This is a genomic window from Aquimarina sp. AWH4_224 (assembly GCF_056160245.1).
The window spans coordinates 1-19,102 of sequence record NZ_JBSWWU010000026.1 but is presented as its reverse complement, the minus strand read 5'-3'; the positions used below and the strand labels follow the sequence as shown (position 1 = coordinate 19,102).

At 32.4% G+C, this 19,102-nt stretch carries 19 protein-coding genes; 13 read left to right on the top strand and 6 right to left on the bottom strand.

The window, feature by feature from the left end:
• Positions 1-595: 595 nt before the first annotated feature.
• Complete coding sequence (locus ACXAGJ_RS24365; protein ID WP_474843758.1) at positions 596-1,390, bottom strand: cation efflux transmembrane domain-containing protein; 795 nt, start codon at positions 1,388-1,390, stop codon at positions 596-598.
• Between the two features lie 232 nt (positions 1,391-1,622).
• Here ACXAGJ_RS24365 and ACXAGJ_RS24360 point away from each other — a divergent pair, with 232 nt between their 5' ends.
• From ACXAGJ_RS24360 to ACXAGJ_RS24300, 13 genes are all read left to right on the top strand, one after another.
• On the top strand, positions 1,623-1,937 hold the full coding sequence (locus ACXAGJ_RS24360; RefSeq protein ID WP_474843756.1) for a DUF6660 family protein: 315 nt from the start codon (positions 1,623-1,625) through the stop codon (positions 1,935-1,937).
• A 57-nt stretch (positions 1,938-1,994) separates the two neighbouring features.
• Positions 1,995-4,175, top strand: coding sequence for a TonB-dependent receptor (locus ACXAGJ_RS24355; protein WP_474843754.1), 2,181 nt, complete (start codon positions 1,995-1,997; stop codon positions 4,173-4,175).
• A 10-nt stretch (positions 4,176-4,185) separates the two neighbouring features.
• Positions 4,186-4,602: a Fur family transcriptional regulator gene (locus tag ACXAGJ_RS24350; protein ID WP_474843752.1), complete on the top strand. Its 417-nt coding sequence runs from the start codon at positions 4,186-4,188 to the stop codon at positions 4,600-4,602.
• Positions 4,603-4,658: 56 nt separating this feature from the next.
• Positions 4,659-5,030 carry a DUF3703 domain-containing protein gene (locus ACXAGJ_RS24345; RefSeq protein WP_474843750.1) on the top strand — a complete coding sequence of 124 codons (372 nt, stop codon included), beginning with the start codon at positions 4,659-4,661 and terminating at the stop codon, positions 5,028-5,030.
• 75 nt (positions 5,031-5,105) lie between these two features.
• Positions 5,106-5,918, top strand: coding sequence for a cation diffusion facilitator family transporter (locus ACXAGJ_RS24340; protein WP_474843760.1), 813 nt, complete (start codon positions 5,106-5,108; stop codon positions 5,916-5,918).
• Between the two features lie 1,263 nt (positions 5,919-7,181).
• Positions 7,182-7,589 (top strand): hypothetical protein, encoded by a 408-nt coding sequence (locus tag ACXAGJ_RS24335; RefSeq protein ID WP_474843748.1) that lies wholly within the window; start codon positions 7,182-7,184, stop codon positions 7,587-7,589.
• Positions 7,590-7,642: 53 nt separating this feature from the next.
• Positions 7,643-7,825 (top strand): hypothetical protein, encoded by a 183-nt coding sequence (locus tag ACXAGJ_RS24330; RefSeq protein ID WP_474843746.1) that lies wholly within the window; start codon positions 7,643-7,645, stop codon positions 7,823-7,825.
• 61 nt (positions 7,826-7,886) lie between these two features.
• Positions 7,887-8,540, top strand: a complete 654-nt coding sequence (locus ACXAGJ_RS24325) for a BON domain-containing protein (protein WP_474843744.1) — start codon at positions 7,887-7,889, stop codon at positions 8,538-8,540.
• A gap of 152 nt (positions 8,541-8,692) precedes the next feature.
• A complete protein-coding gene (locus tag ACXAGJ_RS24320; RefSeq protein ID WP_474843742.1) occupies positions 8,693-9,175 on the top strand; it encodes an Hsp20/alpha crystallin family protein in 483 nt (160 codons plus the stop codon).
• Between the two features lie 78 nt (positions 9,176-9,253).
• On the top strand, positions 9,254-9,688 hold the full coding sequence (locus tag ACXAGJ_RS24315; RefSeq protein ID WP_474843740.1) for an Hsp20/alpha crystallin family protein: 435 nt from the start codon (positions 9,254-9,256) through the stop codon (positions 9,686-9,688).
• Between the two features lie 139 nt (positions 9,689-9,827).
• Complete coding sequence (locus ACXAGJ_RS24310) at positions 9,828-10,316, top strand: hypothetical protein (protein WP_474843738.1); 489 nt, start codon at positions 9,828-9,830, stop codon at positions 10,314-10,316.
• A 123-nt stretch (positions 10,317-10,439) separates the two neighbouring features.
• Positions 10,440-11,978: a Do family serine endopeptidase gene (locus ACXAGJ_RS24305; protein WP_474843736.1), complete on the top strand. Its 1,539-nt coding sequence runs from the start codon at positions 10,440-10,442 to the stop codon at positions 11,976-11,978.
• A gap of 56 nt (positions 11,979-12,034) precedes the next feature.
• The gene (locus ACXAGJ_RS24300) at positions 12,035-12,835 is read left to right on the top strand and encodes a patatin-like phospholipase family protein (RefSeq protein ID WP_474843734.1); all 801 of its coding nucleotides are present in this window, start codon (positions 12,035-12,037) and stop codon (positions 12,833-12,835) included.
• 809 nt (positions 12,836-13,644) lie between these two features.
• Here ACXAGJ_RS24300 and ACXAGJ_RS24295 read toward each other — a convergent pair.
• The 5 genes from ACXAGJ_RS24295 to ACXAGJ_RS24275 are packed head-to-tail and all read right to left on the bottom strand — an operon-like array spanning position 13,645 to position 18,193.
• On the bottom strand, positions 13,645-14,598 hold the full coding sequence (locus ACXAGJ_RS24295; RefSeq protein WP_474843732.1) for a DUF4340 domain-containing protein: 954 nt from the start codon (positions 14,596-14,598) through the stop codon (positions 13,645-13,647).
• Positions 14,588-16,102 carry a GldG family protein gene (locus ACXAGJ_RS24290; protein WP_474843731.1) on the bottom strand — a complete coding sequence of 505 codons (1,515 nt, stop codon included), beginning with the start codon at positions 16,100-16,102 and terminating at the stop codon, positions 14,588-14,590. The genes ACXAGJ_RS24295 and ACXAGJ_RS24290 overlap by 11 nt, the downstream gene beginning before the upstream one ends.
• Before the next feature lie 15 nt (positions 16,103-16,117).
• Positions 16,118-16,843: an ABC transporter permease subunit gene (locus ACXAGJ_RS24285; protein WP_474843729.1), complete on the bottom strand. Its 726-nt coding sequence runs from the start codon at positions 16,841-16,843 to the stop codon at positions 16,118-16,120.
• A gap of 2 nt (positions 16,844-16,845) precedes the next feature.
• Positions 16,846-17,775, bottom strand: coding sequence for an ATP-binding cassette domain-containing protein (locus ACXAGJ_RS24280; RefSeq protein ID WP_474843727.1), 930 nt, complete (start codon positions 17,773-17,775; stop codon positions 16,846-16,848).
• 16 nt (positions 17,776-17,791) lie between these two features.
• Positions 17,792-18,193, bottom strand: a complete 402-nt coding sequence (locus tag ACXAGJ_RS24275) for a hypothetical protein (protein WP_474843725.1) — start codon at positions 18,191-18,193, stop codon at positions 17,792-17,794.
• Positions 18,194-19,102 lie beyond the last annotated feature (909 nt).

The window sequence follows — 19,102 nt, the reverse complement described above, 5'->3', positions numbered from 1 at the left end:
AATTGTAAGAGGCTAGTAAACAGAGGGTTGTTAAAGTGCGAGATTCTGCTCATAACCCGAAGGTCGCAGGTTCGAGTCCTGCTCCCGCTACTCATAACCATCTCATATTGAGGTGGTTATTTTGGTTTTTAGCCTTTTTTTGATCTGTGAAAAAACTTTATTTTAACATTAGAGCATGGTTTTGGAGCATGGTTTGTATCCATTTTTGTATCAAAAATCAATTACGTTTTTAATTGTAGTACTGTGGATTATTATACGTGTTTCTTTTATTAGTGATGTAAGTTTTTGATTTTTAATTAATTGGAGTTTTGTTTTTCTTGATTTTTTATTAATGTTTTTGTTATTAATTATAACAAGCCTTTTTGCGACCTTTAGGTAGGAGTTTTTAATGAGTACTGCTTTTTTGAAATATAATTTTGCTTAATTTTTTAATAAAATGCTAGCCCAAGCTGTAAGAGTTCGAACTTTTCTATTGAATTTTTAGATAACGTTCAAAATATTTTGAGGCTGAAAATATTATTTCATAGTGTGTTAAATAATTAATAGACTATAACTAGCAATTACCTTGAGCCATAACGTAGTTAGTACTTTTTGTTCATTTGCTTAATTTCAAAATTCTAAATGCTCCTTGAACTACTAGAATAAATACGATTGTTCCGATTATTAAGTCAGGTTTATTCGAGTTTAGCCAATTGACTAAAATTCCGGCTGTTACCACTCCTAGATTTATTATCACATCATTTGAGGTAAAAATCATACTTGCTTTCATATGAGCCTCTTCTTTACTCTTTGACTTTTGTAAAATATAAAGGCAAATTCCGTTTGCAATAAGTGCAAAAATTGAAACGATAATCATTGTCGAAAAATTAGGAAGTTTCTCGTCTCCCAAAAACCTTCTTAAAACTTCCAAAAATCCGATAATCGCAAGTGTTATTTGAAAATATCCAGCAAGTTTGGCAACCCTCTTTTTTCTTGTTAAAGTTCCACCAACCGCAAATAAACTAATTCCGTAAACAAAACTGTCCGCAAGCATATCTAAACTATCTGCAATTAATCCTATTGATTTTGAGATTATACCAGTTGTCATCTCGATCAAGAAAAAGGCAAAATTTATTCCAAGTACTGTCCAGAGTAATTTTTTCTGGTTTGCATTTTCTTTAAATTCTGTTTGGTCGGTTTGTTCGGTTAAGATTTTCTTTCCGCCTAAATTTAGTTCCAGAATTAATTCTTCAATTTGATCGATTTGTCCGTTGTGAAAAACTGTCAATTTTCGGTTCGGTATATCAAAGTCCAGATTTGCAATACTTGAAATTCCATCCAATTTCATTCGGATTAAATTTTCTTCAGAAGGACAGTCCATTTTTTTAATCTCAAATATTGTTTTATTCATTTATTTTTTCGGTTTTACGTGACATTAATGACCATAATTAGACAATAGTTCCGAATATAAAATTAAAAATATCCAACAAAAAGTGAGACAATATGGTCTCGCTTAAGTAAATTTTAAAAAATCATTGAAAGATAGGTTCTTGATGCGATCTTAAAATTGTAGTATTTTGATAGTATGTAATCAAAGTAACATTTGCAATTCAGTTGCACATCTATTTTTTTATCTTTGCTATGTGAAATATTTAGCGATCATATTGTCTGTGTATTTTGTGGCACTTAATTTTGTGCCTTGTGGGGATATCGACTTTACCAATCACGAAACTGGAAATGTGTCCATAGAAAGTTTTGATGCTAATCACGATCATACTTGTGAGCTTTGTTCTCCATTCTGCAATTGCCATTGTTGTCATACACATGTTATTAATGAGCAACATTTTTGGTACGAAATTGATTATAAAGTAATCAGTGAAGAAGTTTCTTCAAGAGAACAAGGGTTTTTGCAAGATGTATCCTTTCGTTTCTTTCAACCACCCAAGATAGTTGGCTAATTTCAAGTGATATCATATCACTCACAAAATCATTTAGTCAATTTATCAAACTTAATTATGAACAAATACTATATAAGCCTTTGGTTTATACTATTGTTTGGTGCATTCACTTTTGCACAAAACACCTTAGAAATAAAAGTTTTAACCGAAAAAGAGAAAGAACCTTTGTTAGGGGCAACTGTGTATATTGAATCTTTAGACAAAGGTTCGATCACAAATTTTGATGGGATTGCTGAGTTTACAGATTTACCAGATGGTGAATATAATGTACAAATATCCTTCTTAGGTTTCCAAACATTGAAAACGTCTATCAAAGTTCCAATGAACGGTAGTCTAATTTTCTATTTGAAAGAAAGTGCTAATTCATTAGATCAAGTTTTCTTACAATCCACCAGAAGCACCCGTACTGTAAAGAAAATACCAACCCGAATTGAATTTATTGGAGCTGAAGAATTGAGTGAAAAAGCTATAATGAATCCTACTAATATATCGATGGTATTAAGAGAAAGTACCGGTATCCAGATGCAACAAACTTCATTGAGTAGTGCCAATGCCAATATTCGAATACAAGGTTTAGACGGTCGTTATACACAGTTGTTACGAGATGGTTTTCCTCTATATGGTGGATTTTCCAGTGGTTTAAGCATTTTACAAATTCCTCCACTAGACTTGAAACAATTCGAGATTATAAAAGGAAGTTCATCCACCCTCTATGGTGGTGGTGCCATAGCAGGACTTGTAAATATGGTCTCTAAAAACCCAGAAGAAGATCCACAACTTGATATAATGCTTACTCAAACACAGGCACTTGGTAGCACTGCCAATATCTTTTATGCAGAGCGAAAAAATAATTGGGGATGGACACTCTATGGTTCAGGACATTATCAAAAGGCTTATGATCCAGAAGATGATGGTTTCAGTAATTTACCACAAACTCAGTCCATAAGTTTCAATCCTAAATTGTTTTATTATCCTTCTGAAAATACTACTATTTGGTTTGGAATTAATGGTACTTATGATGATAGGGTAGGTGGAGATATTACCAAAATAGAAGATGGCGAAAATGGTATTCATCAGTATTCTGAAGAGAACCTATCTAAACGAGTAAGTACTCAAGCTGTTTATGAAACTCAAATTGATTCTACTCAATCTGTTTCCATAAAAAATAGTATTGCTTTTTTTGACAGAAGTTTAGAAATACCAGATCTGTTATTTAAAGGAAAACAATGGAATACATTTACAGAAACAACTTATCAAAAGGAGGGAACAAAGACTGACTGGGTTTTAGGAGCAAACTTATATACTACATCATTTGATGAACTGGAGAATCCATTAAATCGAGATCAGAAGGATCTTACCGTAGGATTGTTTGCAAACAATATTTATGATATTTCCGATCAATGGATTCTAGAAACAGGTTTGCGTACCGATTATGCAAGGGATTGGGGCTTTTTTGCGTTGCCAAGAGTTTCAATATTATTTAAATCTAATAGTAGTTTTTCAAGCAGGCTAGGTGGTGGTTTGGGATATAAAATCCCAGATATCTTTACGGAAGAAGCAGAATTTATTAATTTTAGAAATATACTACCGATAGACAGAGATTCCCTTGAAGCGGAACGTTCTTATGGTCTTAATTTGGATTTCAACTTTCAAACGCGATTATTTGACAATGTAAACTTCTCAATCAATCAATTGTTCTATCTAACAGCCATTAATAAAGGATTACTTTTAAATCCTGTAGACAACGAATTTTTTCAGTTCGAAAATGCATCAGGTGAAATTCTAAGTAAAGGAACAGAAACCAATATAAAATTTACCTACAAAGATTTTAGATGGTTTTTGAATTACGCATTCATTGATACAAGACTAAATTATCTGCCAGGTAATCCTCAGAAACCTTTAACAGCAAGACACAACGCTGGTAGTGTCTTGATGTATGAATCTGAAAAATGGCGTATAGGATATGAAACTTACTATACAGGGAAACAAATTCTCTCCAATGGAGTTGAGACCACCGATTTTGTTACTATGGGTTTACTCGGAATGCGTAATTTTGAGTGGGGAAGTGTTTTCGTGAATTTCGAGAATTTTACAGACAGACGGCAAAGTCGTTTTACACCATTAGTACTTCCTCCACACGAGAATCCAACATTTCCTGAAATCTATGCCCCGACAGATGGGTTTATTTTTAGCTTAGGAATTATTTTAAAACCATTCGGAAACGAAGACAATCATTAAAACGAAAAAAATGATAGCATCAGATAAGTTTTTAGAAGATAAAGGAGTAAGACCTACTGCAATGCGTCTTTTGGTATTTCAATACCTCGCTAATGAAAAAGCGGCCAAGACCCTTACAGATGTAGAAAACGCTTTCGTAAAAGCAGATAGGACAACACTCTATAGAACTCTTAAAACCTTTGAGCAAAAAGGAGTAGTTCATCAAATAGATGATGGTTCTGGCATTACAAAATATGCATTGTGTGAAGAAGGGTGTAATTGCGAGTTAGATAGAGATTTGCACTTACATTTTCATTGTAATAACTGTAATGAAACTGTTTGTTTGACATCTCATAAAATCCCACATATTAACCTACCCGAAGGTTATATTACTGAAAACGCCAATTTGGTTTTAAAAGGGATATGCGACAAATGTAGTGGGAGCTAAATGCACTTCCGTTGCACGTTTTTAATACCTAATTTAGATCCATAAATAACAGGATTATGAAATTCAATACTATCATACCCTCAGCACTTAAGGAAAATTATTTAATGGAGCTTGAACACTATCAGGAATATTTACGAAAAGGAAACTTGTCAATGGCCTGGTATCATTTGGAACGTTCTCATATTCTCGGTCAATCTTATCCTTTACAACATAGTTACTCCCATTGGCTAATGTTAAAGTTTGGGTTTCGCCAAAAAGATGTTAAAGAAGTTTTAGGGCAAATACTTCGACTTTTAGTAGGCGGATGGAAATCATTTATTGATCATGTCCCACTAGGGAACACAGGGGGAAGTAATGTACCTCCATTAAGAAAAATGGAATTACCGAAAGATTTACAATCGATTTTAGAAAAAAATAAAAAAGAATAGTGGGGCATAAGCATCAACATCATACATCTACTAAAAATTTAAAAATTGCATTTTTCTTAAAATCTAGGATTTACAATTTTAGAATTTATAGGAGGACTATATGTAAATAGCATTGCGATTATATCAGATGCTATACATGACTTAGGTGATAGCTTATCATTGGGCACATCTTGGTATTTGGACATAAAATCAAAAAAGGGTGCAGATTCCAAGTTTTCATTTGGCTACAAACGTTTCTCGCTATTAGGGGCATTGATTAATAGTATAGTATTAATAGTTGGTTCTGTTTATGTTATATATGAGGCAATAGGCAGAATCCTAAAACCTGAACATTCAGATGCGCAAGGTATGATCATATTTGCCATCATTGGTATTACAGTGAACGGATACGCCGCTTGGAAAGTAAGTAAAGGTAAATCATTAAATGAAAAAGTAGTCTCTTGGCATTTACTGGAAGATGTGCTTGGATGGGTTGCAGTTTTGAGTGTAGCGATTATTCTATCTTTTAAAGACATACACTATCTTGATCCTGCACTTTCTTTATTAATTTCACTCTATATTCTCTATGGTGTCATAAAACGTTTAAAAGATACGCTCTACCTATTTTTGCAAGGGGTTCCCAAGGGATTAAATTTAGAAGAAATTAAATCAAAAATCTCTAAAGTAGCAAATGTCGCTTCTTTGCATCATACTCATTTATGGTCATTAGAAGGTGAGCATCATGTATTTACCACTCATGTTAAGCTCAAAAACATAGAAAATTTTGACCAAATAATTCAAGTTAAAAAACAGGTCAAGGGAATCTTAGAAGAATATCATTTTGATCATTATACTATTGAAACTGAACTGGAAGAAGAATCCTGTGATTTGAATAAAAGCTCCTTTTAATATTCCCAATGTTTGAGTTATATATCGTGAATAACGTTTTACTTTTTTTACAATTTTTATTAAAGTCTATAAACTAGTAATCTAATGAATAGTTAATATGTAAATCTGATTATAAGAATATGCTAATTTGGAGCATGGTTTAAGAGGTCGAGCTTGTTTTATTTTGAACGATTTTGTTTAAAATGCTCAAAAATTCATTCATTTATTCATATAATTTTTGAAATAATATAGTTTTTGGTACTGCGTTTTTACCTCTGAAGTAAAATATAAACCATGCTCCGTTTTGGAGCATGGTTTTTTAGTACGGAATTGTTGTTAAATTAATTGATTTGCATGCTCCAAAAAATGTAAAACTATCTAATACAGAGTGTTATAGTTTTTTTGATCTGTCCTCATAACCCGAAGGTCGCAGGTTCGAGTCCTGCTCCCGCTACTCATAACCACCTCGTATAGAGGTGGTTATTTTTGTTTTTAGGCTTTTTTTTGAGCGTAAAAAAAATCATTTTAACAATAGAGCATGGTTTGTGTCTTTTTTTAGTTCTAAAATTGATCGTGTTTTTAATTACAGTACTGCGGATTTATCCAATTAATTTTTTTAAATAATTACTTAAACAACTGTTATTCAGTTTTTTATTTTAATTCTTCTTAATTCATTAGTAGTATTTTTTATTCATAAATAGAGCGAGATTTTTCTGCGACCTTTGGGTTGGTATTCACTAGAGTACTGCTTAATATTATGAAAATTGTTTGAAATAATGGTTTGTAAGGTTAATAAGAATTAAGTTCAAAAGTTGCATTCATACAAATATTCGTATCAATAGAAATGTGAGAACTTTATACTGTTTATGAAACATGAAGTTTCATAAACATTAGTATTAGCTTTAAAGAGCAGACACGAAGTAATTATTAAATTCTTTCGCTCACTATTTTGACTCTGACATTTTTTCAGATGATCATTTTGGCATTTGCTTTGCTAAAACATTTTTAGAATTAAAAATTAATAGGATGATGTTTCTAAAAAATTGTAAAAACCGATTTAGGTCTGTTTTTTCGGTTTGGACTAGGAGTAATCTGATTATTGAACCGAAAAATGACCAATTTGGGACTTGGAGTGTCAAAATGATACCTAGTTCTTTTATATCTGGTACTTCACTATTCTTATTTATAGAATTTTTCTTTTACAGATAAGTTTGATTTTCTTGACCCTTGTATTAAATAAGGTTTGAGTTTAAAATGATTATTAATTTAAAATTTGAATCCATTATGAAAATTATAGATGTCAATAAAGAGACCAAAAAGAATATCTCACCAGAACTTCCTCAACTCACTTTTAAAAAAATAAAAATGAGTATCGATAAAGACGTTCTTCATATAAAAATTACAGTTCCTTATTTGGAAAACGATAATTATTATGCTGAAGTTAAAGATGGTACCTTGAAAATATCACTAATGACTAAGCAATTAGTAGTTGACAATTGTATGAAAGGTGTTACCAAGACAAAACTAAAAAATACTTTCTTAACAGGGTTTTTAGTGATACCATATGGTAAATACAAGCACATAAAAAGTGTTAAGAAAGTATTGGATTCATTAGTTTTTGAACTAACAGAATACAATTTTGATCAAGTTGTTTACAGGCAGAACCAAACAATGGAGTATGCTTCTGCTTAGACTTTAATTAATAGTCTTTTATTTAAAAATGTGTAACCTCAAAATATGTAAATATGGAAAAATTAGCCATTGGTATGTCCTTGCTCATTTTGTTGTATGGCATTTTTGTATGGATCCTTACAAAACTTTTCTTTTCAGAGAAAAAACTAGGTAAAATATCTCTCAAAAGGTGGATTCAAAATGTAAAGGATAAACTAGTATTTGATGGATATTTCAGGAAGCTTGAAAAATTATAATCTGAAATTATCCTGATTATGGTATAGAATTTATGTTCAAGTGATTTAAAAGTAATTGAATATGAAAAATGACAGAGAAATTAAGGAAAGAGTACTCGAAGAACTTCTACATCAAAAAGATATTGATAAAACACAAATCGGTGTTATTGTAGAAAACGGTGTAGTTACATTAACAGGTGTCGTAGATCATATCAATAAGAAAGCAGCTGTTTTAAGAGCTCTTGAAAATGTGAAAGGGATCAAAGCAATTGTAAAGGATATTAAAATAAAATATGGGACAGACTACAAGACCTGCGATAAGGAAATTGCTAAATCAATAACGAACACTCTTGAACAAGAATTTGAAAGTCCTAACTGTGACATCACTGTAGAAGTTCAAGATGGTTTTGTCTTCTTACTAGGTAAAGTTAGGTGGGATTTTCAAAGACAAAAAGCCAAAAAGATAGCAGAACAACAATTAGGTGTTAAGGGTGTGATCAATAACCTTGATATCAAACAAAAGGTATTCCCCAATGATGTTAAAATAAGCATTACCAAAGCTTTTGGACAAATGGCACTAATTGATGCTAACAATATCTCGGTGGATGTGAAGGAGCAAACAGTTATTCTAAGAGGTAAAGTAAAAAACTTTGCCCAAAAGCAAGAGGCATCTATTAGCACTTATAATGTACCAGGAGTTCAGGATGTTGTTAATGAATTAGAAGTTTCTTATTGAATTAGGAATATGGTTTAATAATATGTCATTTTGACACTTAAACTTTAAAGAAATCTTAAAAAAGAATCATTACTAAATAAGATAGCAATCTGGCATTTTGATTGCTTACACTGATATAGAATTTTAATTGTCTAACTTAAATTTTTTTAATTATGAATGCAGTTGCAACCGTAGCAAAGAATGGAAGTCTGGCAAAATCAAAATCAAAGACGCCTACAAACTTCCCGATGTTGACTTCTTGGATCGATGATTGGTTCAATGATGAATTACCATCCGTATTTTCTTCTAATTTTAATACAGGAATTACATTACCGAAAGTAAATATTCGTGAAACGAAAGAATCGTATTTTGTGGATATGGCAGTTCCCGGATTAAAAAAATCTGATTTTCAAATTGATTTGGATAATACTACATTATCCGTCGGTGCAGATTTGAAAGAATATGAAGAAAATACAGAAGTAAAATTCACTAGAAGAGAATTTGGATATTCATCCTTTAAAAGAACATTTACACTACCTGAAACCATTGAGGAAAGCAAGATCAAAGCTTCCTATGACAATGGTATTCTATGTGTAGAGCTTCCCAAAAAAGAAGAAGCCAAACAGCAACCTGTAAGAGCGATTAAAGTTACCTAAATCCTCACACCTTGGAGTGGGAAGTTCTGTTTCCCTTCCCGCTCCAAATTTTAAGAAATAATGTAAAAATTTCATGCTATGAAAGTATTTGGAAAGGAGATTGGTATGCCCATTAAATTCCCTCCATTTATAGATAATTTCTTTGGGAAGATATTATCTGGTCATACTAACGGCAGTCAAGAATTAGTTACGATTCCTTCTACTAATATTAGTAGTGAAGAAGCTGTTTTTGAAATTAATGTGGCATTACCAGGATTAGACAAAAAGGATGTGAATATTATGGTAGAAAACCATGTATTAACCATAAGTTATCATCAAGAGCAAACCAAAGAAGAACAAAACAAAAATTGGATTCGAAAAGAATTTATGTCTAATTCATTTTACCGGGCTTTTTCATTGCCGAATGATGCAGATCCTGATAAAGTTCATGCTTCAATGAAATATGGATTGCTTAAAATTCGTGTAGGAAAGAAAAAAAGTCCGCAAAGTAAAAAAACAATAAATATCTCATGAAAAATGGAGAGTGATGAAAAGATAAGGATTAATCCCAACGACTATTTTGGTATTTATTGCATTCTTGACATTGATGATCAATTGTGCATAAAACTAAGGAGTCAATAGTATATGTCTAACCCAAAAACAAAATAGAACAATGAAAATGTATATGATCATGATTACCGTGTTTCTATTGAGTTTGATTAGTTGTCAAGGTCAACATAAAAAGGAGGAAGCGGTTATACAAGAAGAAAGTAAAAAAGAAGTCGAACAACCCAAAGGTTCTTGGAAAGTAGATAAAGAATTTGATGAAAGTGGAAACCTAATTCGCTATGACAGTCTGTATTCGTGGTCTTCCGATAATTCATTGAATGATTTAACGAACTTAGATAAAGATAGTTTGTTGAATAATTTTGAATCTAAGTTCTATAGAAACTTCTCTCAATTCAGTGATCAGGGATTTGAAAGTATTTTTAAACAAGATTCTCTTTTCAGCAAAAAGTTCTTCAATGACGACTTTTTTGAGAGTGATTTTGGAGAAGAGTTTATGGAACTCGATCACCTGAGAAAGAGAATGATAGAAAAACAGAAAAAATTTCTGGAGAAGTATCGTTCAGATCCAGGAAATAAAGAAAATAAAAATTAATAAATAGCCTTGTAATAGTCCTATTGAGACATTTGAATCAAAATGATCTAGGATTAAAAGCAAACTTCGGAACATTTAATCTCGATTATCGAGTAACAAGTATAACCTTAAAAAACAATAAACATGAAAAAGACGCATTTGATATCTGCTGCTGTATCACTGGTAATTAGTTTTGGAGTGATGAGTGGGTTCTACTATTTTAAGCCAGAAAACGTAACCATTCAACAGGTTATCCCTTCCTCAACCAGTAAGGTATTGTATGCAGCAAATGAAAAAGGAGAAATAACACCTTTGGACTTTACTAAAACTACAAACAAAGTGCTGGATGCTGTAGTGCATATTCAATCGAAACGTACCTATAATAATCCCACACAAAATTATCAATACAGAGAATTACCTGATCCGTTTAGAGAGTTTTTTGGAGAGAGCCCATTCGGGAATTTCTTTAATAAAAGATATTATTACCAAGGTCCGGAAGGACAGCTGGAAAAAAACAAAGCTCCTGCTCCTGTGATGGGAACCGGTTCTGGAGTTATCATTAATAAAAATGGATACATTCTTACTAACAATCATGTGATTGAGGGTGCAGATGAAATTGAAGTAAAATTACACGATAATGGTACTTATAAAGCCACAGTAGTAGGAACTGACCCTTCAACAGACTTAGCATTGTTGCAGATTAAAGTTAAAGATCTTAAGGCTTTATCTTTTGTGAATTCTGATGATGTAAATGTTGGTGAGTGGGTATTGGCTATTGGAAATCCCTTCAGCTTGAATTCTACGGTAACTGCTGGAATTGTAAGTGCTAAAGCCAGAAATATCAATGTAAACAGAGATAAATTTGCAGTAGAAAGTTTTATTCAAACCGATGCTGCAATTAACCCTGGGAATAGTGGAGGGGCATTAGTCAACTTAAATGGAGATTTGATTGGTATCAATACTGCTATAGCCACTAGAACAGGTACCTATAATGGGTACGGCTTTGCAGTTCCTAGTAATATTGCTAGTAAAGTTGTAGAAGACCTTCTTAAGTATGGAGCTGTACAACGTGGTATGCTTGGGGTGACCATTAGAAACTTAGACGGAAATCTTGCCAAAGAAAAAGAGATAGATTTGACTCAGGGAGTCTATATAGAAGAAGTGATGGAAGAGAGTGCTGCGGATAAGGCTGGGATAGAAAAGGGTGATGTGATCCTAAAAATAGATGATAAAAAAGTAAATACCTCTCCTGAATTACAAGAATTGATTGCCAGAAAACGACCAGGTGATAAAGTACTGGTAACTCTCAGTAGAAACGGAAAAGAAAAAGATGTTAAAGTTATACTCGCCAATAAAACTGGAAGTACCAAAATTAAAAAGAAAGAGCATCTGGAAATTTTGAATCAATTAGGTGCTGAATTAGAGAATTTAGATAAAGAATTGAGTAATAAACTGGATATTGATGGAGGTGTTAAAGTAACGGAACTCTATGCCGGAAAACTTCGCAAACACACACAATTGAAAGAAGGTTTTATCATTACCCATGTAGATGGACAAACCATAAACAATATTGAAGAACTTATGGATGTATTAAAAAACAAGGATGGTGGTGTAATGTTAGAGGGAGTTTATGAAAACCTTCCGGGGAAACACTTCTATGCTTTTGGTTGGAATAACAGCTAGACAAAGTGAGGAGAAAATCTCCTCACTTTATTTTTTTAAACAACAATAAATTTGAGATGTTAGATCTAGATGTATTACAAGGTAAAACAGTTGGTTTAGTACTTTCTGGAGGAGGTGTTAAAGGAATTGCCCATGTAGGAATTATTAAAGCGTTACTCGAATATGAAATATATCCTAATCAAATTACAGGAGTGAGTGCTGGGGCTCTTGTGGGAGCTCTCTATGCAAATGAAGTGAGTATAGATGATATGCTATTGTTTTTTAAGGAAACCCCGCTGTTTAAATATAATTTTTTAACCATAAATAAGCCAGGTTTATTTGATACGGATAAGTACATTCCATTTTTAGAAAAATATTTTACCAGCAAAACTTTTGAAACCCTGAAAAGAGAATTACATATTGTAGCTACAAACCTTGAATCTGGCACATCTCAATTCTTCAATTCGGGTGAACTTCTTAAACCATTACTAGCTTCGGCAGCACTACCTCCAGTTTTTAGCCCAGTATCCATAGATGGTGTATTATATGCCGATGGTGGAATTATGAATAATTTCCCTATTGAACCTATCTTATACAAAACAGATTATATTATTGGAAGCTATACTACCTCTTTAAAAGAGTCTCATAAATCAGAAATCAAAAATGCAATCCAACTCACAAATCGAGTAAATACTTTGATGTTACACGCGAATAGTGTTGATAAACTGACCTCTTTAGATTTATTGTTCAGGCCTAAGGATTTAGATGCTATAGGCATGCTTGATAAAAAAGGAATTGAAAAAGCATTTACAATAGGTTATGATTATGCAATGACTTATCTTGGAAATATTGTTCGAACTAATAATAGTTTGAAATAAAGTGGCTTAGATTTTAATTATCTTTATAATGTCCTTAGAGAATGATCAAATTATATTATTAAAATTTGACAAGTCGAAACAGGGAATCCTTCACTTCTCCCTCAAGAATACCAATAAATTTTTGATTGTTCAGAACTAAACATCCAGTAATTTCATAATGCTGATTATATAATCGAATGATTATTCAGTCCGTTCACATTTTCTTTGCTTAGAAAATAAGATGCCTCTGAAGTATAAACCAATTCGAACATGTTAGTAGGAGTTATACAGATGCTTAATATCTTTAAATTTTTGAAAACTAAATATGATAAAAATCATATAAAATTACTACAGTTTATGAAACAATAAAAAGGCTCAAACTTGAGCCTTTTTGAACTGAAGGTTGAATATCGTTTATTCTTCCATTTTTTTATTTTAAAGGTATTTATCTACTCATAGCATACCAACTTGCAGCAGGAAGATTTGATAACAATGTTTTCAACTTTTTCATGTCCACAATCAAAATTCCAAAAAATAATCTTTTCATATTCTAAAATTTTTATGTTAAACAATAAATACTATTTAAAACTGCTACTATTATTGGTCAGGAAAATGCTCTAATTTTTATTTTAAGATACTAATTATTAGAGGTTAAGTCAATGTTTTTAACAGTGTTTAACCCCTTGTTGTAAAAGAATGTTAGCATTATTTGTATAAAGAAATATCAGGTTTTTTCGCTAGAAATTGAAAAACTCTTAAAGCAAAAGAACCACCCAAAGTTATATGGAATGGTTCTTAAAAGTAGTGTTAATAAAAGAGAGGTCAACTCATTATTCCATAAAATGATTTTTATCAACAAATACTTGCTTAAAAACCCCGGTCGAATCGCTTTCGAAGAAAACATCTTTGTTTAATGTAGATTGCAAATAATACCTGTTATTCAATGTATCTATATACGTTTTTACAATAATATCATCCATATTATTTCCTTTTAAGGTTAATTGATAGTTAGGATTTGAACCAGGTGAAAATCCATCTGCAAACTTTGAAGCACTCTTATTAGAAATGGTATTGAGATACGGAGTTAGTTTTTCTAAAGGGATCACTTGTCCGTCTAAATCCCAAACAGAATCTTTCTTAGATAAAACAAACCCCTTTTCATCCGGATACTCAAATTGTATTTGTGTTACATCGTCTTTATTAACTTTTAAAAGCTCTGAATTTCTCCAAGAGTTAAAATCACGATTAAATGTATTGGATAGCAACCCTTTTACTCCATATACTTTCGGATCACTATTTGCCCGAATATAGGTTGACCCCGAAAGACTATACTGATTATATTGATTTGTTGGAGGGTTATACTTGGTTTTGCCTACATACAATGTGTTTTTGCTACCTGTTTTACCCTCTTCAACTTCCACTATGGTTGCTGTAGAATCGGTAACTTGATAAGAATTCCATTGATCTTGAGTCTTGGCTACCAATCTTTCGATTTTTAATTCCTGTAAAACTTTTAAAAGATTAGACATTGATCCTTTTTTGGTTGTACTATTGATATTCCCTTGAGAAACTTGCCAATGGTTATCATTTTTTAGAAAAGTGATTCCATTCATATCATTTGTGCCTTTTTTAATATGAATTTTTGATACCGCTGCGGTATCAATGGCTATACTATCGGTTTGTAAAGAAATCTTGCTATTATGTTTCTTGAAATAATTAGTAGCAAAATAGATAAGGGCTAATCCGGCCAAGATGGCAATTAATATTTTATTATTAAGCTTCATAACTTTCCTGCATTCTTTTAATTCGTTTATTTTTATTGAGTTGCATACGTATTATACCGTAAAGGATAACCAAAAAGATAGGCAACAAAAAATTTAGATATTTTAATAAAGCTTTTGTACCATCTTCTAGCTTGTCAATAGGTCTATATTGAATTCCTTTGGTTCTCAAATCTATAAGACCAGAATCGTCACTTAGCCAATCAATAGCGTTAACCATCAGATTTACATTATCTCCCTGAAGCTGCTGTCTTTGGTTTCCGTTAACGGCAAAATCACCATCACCAATAATACATATTTTAGATGTATTTCCATTTGCATGTTTTTCTTCTAATATTCCGGCTACTACTTGTTTTTGTAATGGGAAATCACTTTCTGTCCATTGTTTTTGAATATCAAAAAACTGTGGTGCCTTGAGGCTGCCTGAGTTTTCTGAAGAAAAGGCTATAGGAGTAAATTTTTTAAGGGAATCATTGGCGGTAAACTTTACCGGACTGGCAAACTGCATCACTACTGCTTCTAATCCTTTAGTTACCGGGTGATCCGAAAAGTTACTGATAATTGGCAAGAAAGGAAAAGAAACATTGGTGTTAAAGGTAAACATTCCCTGCTGCTGTTGTACCCCTACAGAAGCACATTGTGCATCCACCAAGAAGTCATCTGTAATTTCTATACCTTTTTCCTTCAACCAACTTTCGACACCCGAATGAACTGCCGAACCATAGGCTCTGTTCAAATCCCCTTGCACACGGTTTAGTGCAACTAGTAAATTTCCTCCTTTTTCCAGAAAGTCATCAAGTTTTTGCAAAGAAGCTGGTGTTAAGGTATCGATAGGTCTTACCAATGCCAGCGTTTTAAAAGTATCCGGAATGGTAACCGTATCGTTCAAAGTATACGGTGTAAAGTTATACAGCACATCCAATCCTTCTTTTACCTGGATCATTTCGGGAATAGAAGGTTCCCCTTTTCCTTGTAGTAATCCTACAGTAGGTTTATTGGTTACAGCAATCTTTTTGATCGAAGATGATAATAGATATTCTAATGGGGCTCCGGGTTGTACAAAAGGAATGATTTCTTTTTGTTCTTCCAGTTCTAATACCGCACCTTGAAAAGCTTTTTGTTGTTTCATCTGGTCTTTTTCCCTTACATTGATCATCACGGGGTTGATCCCTGCTTCAATGGCTTCTCTTTCTGTTTCTTCATTTTCATTGGGATTGATAAACTTATACACCAGATTATTGTTAGAAAGACGAGCATACTCTATCAAATACTCTTCAAAATCTTTCCGGGTTTTAGCGATATCTGGCGGAAGATTTTTGGTGTCTGTAAAATAAGCTTTTACAGTTATTGGATTTTTCAGCGATCTCATAATATCTTTGGTCGCTTCACTTAGGGTATATTGTTTGTCTTCGGTAAGATCTACGCGAAAAAAGAATTGTTCTGATACCAGGTTGACAAATACCAGAATTCCTATCACTAAAAGTATACTAATACTTGTTTTTTTCATCTTGTTACTAAAGTTTTATTTAGACATATGTCTTCTGGATAATGAAGTTTCTGCCAGAAAAAGACCTAAAATGGCTATGGATATAAAGTAAATTACATCTTTGGAGTCTATGACCCCTCGGGATATGGATTCAAAATGAGACTGTAAGTTTAAGGAATCAAATACCTGCCCCATGATTCCTGTGGAATTTCCTGCCAGTGCTCCAAAAATGATATGGAAAAATAAACCAATCAATAAAGCAAGCATAAAAGCTACAATTTGATTGGTAGTAATGCTACTGGCAAAGATGCCAATAGCAGTATAGGTGATACTCATTAAAAATAGTCCAAGATACCCACAAATGGTACCTCCATTATCTAAATTACCAATATTAGCAATGGTGATGATATAGGGTAAGGTAGCGACCAATGCAATACAAACCAGTAGCAATGATCCTAAAAATTTACCCAAAATCAGTTGTCGGTCTGTAACCGATTTTGTGAGTAATAATTCAAGGGTTCCCGTTTTTTGTTCTTCTGCTAACATTTTCATTGTAATGGCAGGAATAAAAAAGAACAATGTCCAAGAAGCAATATTAAAAAAGATACGTAGGTTAGCTTGTCCTACCAGGAATATATCACTTCCGTATAACCAGGTAAAAAATCCGCTAAATCCTAAAAATAGTCCCAATATTATATAGGCAATAAGAGAATCAAAAAAAGTTGTCAATTCTCGTTTTGCTATGATCCAGATAGTTCGCATAGTTAATTCATTGTTAGGTTTCTAAAAATATCTTCAAGTTTGGTTTCTAAGGGAGTAAGTTCTGTAAGTACCCAGTTTTTTTGTACGCAAAGATCAAATACGGACCTGCGAGAGCTTTGCTCTGCAATACTCTGTAATTCGAAGAAATGCTGATCATCTCCAATAAGATCTACTTGTTTCACTGTATTAAGTTCTTGCAGGGATTGAATAATGCTTTGTGGTTCTCCGTCCTCAATGCGTACTCTCAAAATTTCACTTCCCTGAGATTGTTTTCGTAAAGTTTCTGCGGTTCCATCTGCCACTATGTTTCCTCGATTGATAATTAAAATACGATCACAGGTAGCTTCCACTTCCGGAAGGATATGCGTGCTTAGGATTACTGTTTTTTCCTTTCCTAGATCACGGATAAGCTTTCTAATTTCAATAATTTGGTTAGGATCTAATCCCGTGGTTGGTTCATCTAGGATTAGAATTTCCGGATCATGAATCATCGCCTGAGCTAGTCCTACACGCTGGCGATATCCTTTAGATAACTCTCCTATTTTTTTGTGCTTTTCTCGATTTAAACCACAAACACTGATCATCTCTTTGATTCTGATTTGCGTTTGTAATTTGTCTAACCCTTGAATTTCAGCACAAAACTTAAGGTAGTCCATTACCGGCATATCTAAGTACAGAGGATTGTTTTCTGGCAAATACCCGATATGTTTTTTGATTTCATCTGGATGTGTTTGTACACTTTTTCCTCCAATTTGGATATTGCCTTTTTCGACACCAATATATCCAGTAATCATTTTCATAGTGGTAGATTTTCCAGCACCATTAGGGCCTAGAAAACCTAGCACTTCTCCAGTTTTGACCTCGAAACTAATATCATTTACAGCAGTTTGAGGACCATAGGTTTTTGTTAGATTCTCAATTTGTATATTCATGTATTTTAATGATTTGTTAGTTGTTTTTCTTTAAATAAATAGTATCGTTTTTTGGTTGTCGTTCTTCAAAAAAATGATCAAAAAAACCTCTAGATTGAAATCTACTTTTAACAATAGAATCCATGCCTAAAAATCTATTTTGAAATGGAAAATCCATCTCAAATGGGCTTTCAAAAAATGAAGAACGATTTCCCGAAAAGAATGTTGCAAAAATGGAATCCATCTCTCTACGACTCATAGATGAATTACTACTTGAATAGGAGTAAATAGAATCGTATCGAATTAGATTGCCCTGTTCATCATATTCTCGATTCACTTCTATACGTTCATCTGGTTGATCAGAGTTCTTTTGTTGGGAATAGCTAATTTCAATGTTCCCTACTACTATTAAAGTAATTATGATTATTGCTTTTTTCATAACATTTGGTTTTAGGTTATTACTAAATGAATGATTTTGGAATGATCCAATAAAAAGAAATGTATAGATGTATTTAGATATTCCGAATTGAACTATCTGTAGTATTTAAATTCATAAGTTTTGTCTCCAGAAGATATGTGCTGGGAGAGTATACTATTAGAAAGCCTGCTTGTAAAAAAGGAAGATGTTTCAGCAAATCTTTTGTCAATTGACCAAACTGAAAACGCAGGCATAAGAGTGTTTTCAAATCTAATAAATCGCATTGCATTAAAGTTTTAATTTCGAAATAAATCTACAAACAAAATACCAAAACTGAATACAAGATAAAAATCGGAAAAAATGGCAGTAAGAAAATTCTCAGGACTATTATTAATAGTTTGCTATTTAGTTTGTATTGATTTTAATAGAACCCTTTATTAATAAAGGCTGAAAGCTCTTATTAATAGTATTAATTATTAAACGATTAATAAGTAAATTTTGGAATCCTACACTTTCAAATTACAATCAATAGGTTTTGATAATAATACGCGAAGGAAATAAATATTTAATTATCGGAGCATTGTTTAAATTTGCTTAAAATGTCTTATTTGTTATACTTTTATCTAAAAATGTTTGAAAATCTATTCATTTATTAACATAACATTTAGAATTATAAAGTTTTCAGTACTGCGTTTTTTGTTGTTGAAATAAACTATAAACCATGCTCCAAAAGGGAGCATGGTTTTTTAGTACGGATTTGTTGTTAAATTGGTTGATTTGCATGCTCCAAAAAATGTAAAAAACTATGATATAGAGTGTTGTAGTTTTTTTAATCTGTCCTCATAACCCGAAGGTCGCAGGTTCGAGTCCTGCTCCCGCTACTAGAAAAGCTAAAGCATTGAATTTAAATGTTTTAGCTTTTGTTTTTTC

Bases quoted from the DNA above. Each gene is read 5' to 3' on its own strand.
- ACXAGJ_RS24365 (WP_474843758.1), bottom strand. From the start codon at position 1,390: ATGAATAAAACAATATTTGAGATTAAAAAAATGGACTGTCCTTCTGAA.
- ACXAGJ_RS24355 (WP_474843754.1), top strand. From the start codon at position 1,995: ATGAACAAATACTATATAAGCCTTTGGTTTATACTATTGTTTGGTGCA.
- ACXAGJ_RS24350 (WP_474843752.1), top strand. From the start codon at position 4,186: ATGATAGCATCAGATAAGTTTTTAGAAGATAAAGGAGTAAGACCTACT.
- ACXAGJ_RS24345 (WP_474843750.1), top strand. From the start codon at position 4,659: ATGAAATTCAATACTATCATACCCTCAGCACTTAAGGAAAATTATTTA.
- ACXAGJ_RS24335 (WP_474843748.1), top strand. From the start codon at position 7,182: ATGAAAATTATAGATGTCAATAAAGAGACCAAAAAGAATATCTCACCA.
- ACXAGJ_RS24330 (WP_474843746.1), top strand. From the start codon at position 7,643: ATGGAAAAATTAGCCATTGGTATGTCCTTGCTCATTTTGTTGTATGGC.
- ACXAGJ_RS24325 (WP_474843744.1), top strand. From the start codon at position 7,887: ATGAAAAATGACAGAGAAATTAAGGAAAGAGTACTCGAAGAACTTCTA.
- ACXAGJ_RS24320 (WP_474843742.1), top strand. From the start codon at position 8,693: ATGAATGCAGTTGCAACCGTAGCAAAGAATGGAAGTCTGGCAAAATCA.
- ACXAGJ_RS24315 (WP_474843740.1), top strand. From the start codon at position 9,254: ATGAAAGTATTTGGAAAGGAGATTGGTATGCCCATTAAATTCCCTCCA.
- ACXAGJ_RS24310 (WP_474843738.1), top strand. From the start codon at position 9,828: ATGAAAATGTATATGATCATGATTACCGTGTTTCTATTGAGTTTGATT.
- ACXAGJ_RS24305 (WP_474843736.1), top strand. From the start codon at position 10,440: ATGAAAAAGACGCATTTGATATCTGCTGCTGTATCACTGGTAATTAGT.
- ACXAGJ_RS24300 (WP_474843734.1), top strand. From the start codon at position 12,035: ATGTTAGATCTAGATGTATTACAAGGTAAAACAGTTGGTTTAGTACTT.
- ACXAGJ_RS24295 (WP_474843732.1), bottom strand. From the start codon at position 14,598: ATGAAGCTTAATAATAAAATATTAATTGCCATCTTGGCCGGATTAGCC.
- ACXAGJ_RS24290 (WP_474843731.1), bottom strand. From the start codon at position 16,102: ATGAAAAAAACAAGTATTAGTATACTTTTAGTGATAGGAATTCTGGTA.
- ACXAGJ_RS24285 (WP_474843729.1), bottom strand. From the start codon at position 16,843: ATGCGAACTATCTGGATCATAGCAAAACGAGAATTGACAACTTTTTTT.
- ACXAGJ_RS24280 (WP_474843727.1), bottom strand. From the start codon at position 17,775: ATGAATATACAAATTGAGAATCTAACAAAAACCTATGGTCCTCAAACT.
- ACXAGJ_RS24275 (WP_474843725.1), bottom strand. From the start codon at position 18,193: ATGAAAAAAGCAATAATCATAATTACTTTAATAGTAGTAGGGAACATT.